The organism is SAR324 cluster bacterium, assembly GCA_029245725.1.
In the GTDB taxonomy this organism is placed as follows: domain Bacteria; phylum SAR324; class SAR324; order SAR324; family NAC60-12; genus JCVI-SCAAA005.
In genome coordinates this window covers 1-2,400 of sequence record JAQWOT010000225.1, presented here as the reverse complement: position 1 = coordinate 2,400, position 2,400 = coordinate 1, and the positions used below count along the sequence as shown (strand labels likewise).

The 2,400-nt window shown below is 45.7% G+C and carries 5 protein-coding genes; all 5 read right to left on the bottom strand.

The window, feature by feature from the left end; translation table 11 throughout:
* Positions 1-368 (bottom strand): SDR family NAD(P)-dependent oxidoreductase (locus P8O70_11990; protein MDG2197582.1); only part of this gene is annotated, 368 nt, incomplete at its 3' end.
* Positions 365-820 carry a MaoC/PaaZ C-terminal domain-containing protein gene (locus tag P8O70_11985; GenBank protein MDG2197581.1) on the bottom strand — a complete coding sequence of 152 codons (456 nt, stop codon included), beginning with the start codon at positions 818-820 and terminating at the stop codon, positions 365-367. The genes P8O70_11985 and P8O70_11990, both read right to left, overlap by 4 nt.
* On the bottom strand, positions 817-1,008 hold the full coding sequence (locus P8O70_11980; GenBank protein MDG2197580.1) for a hypothetical protein: 192 nt from the start codon (positions 1,006-1,008) through the stop codon (positions 817-819). The genes P8O70_11985 and P8O70_11980 overlap by 4 nt, the downstream gene beginning before the upstream one ends.
* A gap of 33 nt (positions 1,009-1,041) precedes the next feature.
* A complete protein-coding gene (locus P8O70_11975) occupies positions 1,042-1,815 on the bottom strand; it encodes an enoyl-CoA hydratase-related protein (GenBank protein MDG2197579.1) in 774 nt (257 codons plus the stop codon).
* On the bottom strand, positions 1,812-2,400 hold a 589-nt coding region (locus P8O70_11970), incomplete at its 5' end, for a Gfo/Idh/MocA family oxidoreductase (protein ID MDG2197578.1). The genes P8O70_11970 and P8O70_11975, both read right to left, overlap by 4 nt.

Here is a 2,400-nt window from a genome sequence, read left to right as displayed (position 1 = left end):
TGAGAAAGTACTGATCTTACAGAAAGGAAGACTCCAGTTAAATCAACATCAAGGACTTGCTGCCAATCCGAAAGAGAATATTCCCAGGTTGGCTTAGTTGGTCCGTTAATTCCAGCACTTGCAATCAATCCTTCCAAGCCCCCAAGTGCTCCCAAGCTTGCTTCAATTCCCTTGGAAACCGATGCTTCATCGGTTACATCCACTTGTGCGCTATGTTCAAAAGCAGGATCTGAGGCAATTTCTGCTAAATTTAAGTCCCATGCTGAGACCCTTGCACCCAATTCGGCGAATCTTTTTCCAATTGCTTTGCCGATTCCTCTTCCAGCACCTGTAATCGCGAAGCGCTGTCCTTCCAGATCGAAACTCACTGGGTTTCCACATCTGATGCAGAATTCGGAACCCACTGAAGAATATGTCTTCCAACACCAACTAGTTCTTGTTCTTGGTTCACTACCTCAATATCGGCATATGATCGCCGCCGAGAGTGATCAATTTCTGCAATTCGATAAGTCAGAGTAACCGTATCTCCCAAGAAGACTGGTTTAAGAAATCTAACTCGATCATATCCAACTGAAACAGGGGTTTCCTCAGCCTCTCTTGTATTTGCAATCGCTAACGTTGAAACCGTGGACATGAAGCCGACCAGTAGCGCCCCATGAGCCATCAACTTCCCATAAGAAGATTTCTCCATGTACTGCCGATTCACATGGTTTGGAGAAAAATCTCCGGTGATCCCCGCAAATAGATAAACATCACTCTCTGAAACAGTCTTTGAGAAGGTCGAGATTTGACCGACCTCAACATAAAAAGATGTTGTCATGTTTTTTCAGGATCCTTCACCAAGGGTTTGCGCTTGAATTCAGCAACCATCTCTGCCTCACACTCTTGGCAAATATGAGCCTTCCAAACTGGTACCGCCTCAGTAACAGTAGACGGGTGCCCAAACATCAAGGCTCCCGGGGCTGTTTCCACATCGAATGTCTTCTCACATCTGTTGCAAACTGGCATGGATAGATCCCTAAATCTAATAATTTTACTGAACTATCTACACTTCCAAACAGGCTTTCTTTTCTCGGAAAATGCTTGAACACCTTCTTTGGCATCTTCACTCGCAAGCATCTGTTGAAAACAATGATAGTGGGCTTTAAAAGCATTCTCCAAGGATCCATGATCTAACCCTTGTAGCACCATTTGTTTGGTAGCTCTCAAAGCTAAAGGAGAACATTCTTTCAAATCTGACAGATACCTTTTTTTCATATCTTCAAGACTCTGTCTGGGGACAATCTCATTGATCAGCCCAAGTTCCTTAGCTTCGACAGCACCAAAGAGCTGTCCCTTCAAAGAAATCTCCATAGCCCTCTTTAAAGGAAGCTGACGAGCAAGACGGTGCAAACCACCACTGGCTGCCAAACCAACTTTCGGCTCTGGCAAGCCAAACCGCGCAGTATCCACAGCTATCGCAAGATCACAAGCCAGTATAATCTCTAAGCCACCTCCAATCGCATCACCATTTACCAATGCTATCACTGGTTTATCTAAATCAAAGCGCTCCGTGAGGCCTGCAAAACCGCTGGGAGGCATGTGATCTGAGCCTACCTGTGCTCTCTCTTTCAAGTCAGAGCCCACACAAAATGCTCTCTCCCCAGAACCCCTGATTAACGCCATATTCAGCGCTGAGTCATTTGCAAATTTATCGAAGGCATCAGCCAATTCTGCATGAGCCTGAATATTCAACGCATTCAAAACCTCGGGACGCTGAACGGAAACTTCCATTACATCGTTTGTACAGACAACATCAATGAATTGATAAGTCACAACGAAATCGTCTGCTGCTGCTTCGCAGAGTCAAAGACCGCAAGAGTCGCAGCTAATGTTTTAGAGGCATCTTCCGCAGTGATTCGCGGCTTTTCCTCACCTCTTATAACCCCACAAAAATGATGACATTGGGCAATGTAGGCGTCTTCAAGTGGGACAGGCTTTTCCTCCATCTTCATCAGGTGATTCCAATCGGGTTTTCCCTGCGATTGCCAAATCCTAAGGTTGGGAAATTCCAGACAGGCATCCGAGCCCATAAAGCAATACGAGTTTTGGCCTGTATGGGGGAAATTGACATTTTCGCCTGTCGCATGCTCCCAATTCCATGGTGAGGGGGTAGCATCCGAGAGTAGAAAGGTTCCGAGGACTCCACTATTGAACCTCAAGATAATTGCTGCTGTTTCTTCTTTAGGATGACCGCGAAAACCTGTTTGGAGCTGGGCTGTAACTGATTCAATTTCACCACAAATGAATCGAAGGATATCCATTTCGTGAATCAGATTGATCAACACAGGACCTGATGAAAATTGCTGCCTCCATTGCGGAATGAAGTAATCATCCGCCTTGCGGCTGGTCCACTGACCA

Coding starts and splice junctions, on each gene's coding strand:
- P8O70_11985 (MDG2197581.1), bottom strand. CDS start 820: ATGACAACATCTTTTTATGTTGAGGTCGGTCAAATCTCGACCTTCTCA.
- P8O70_11980 (MDG2197580.1), bottom strand. CDS start 1,008: ATGCCAGTTTGCAACAGATGTGAGAAGACATTCGATGTGGAAACAGCC.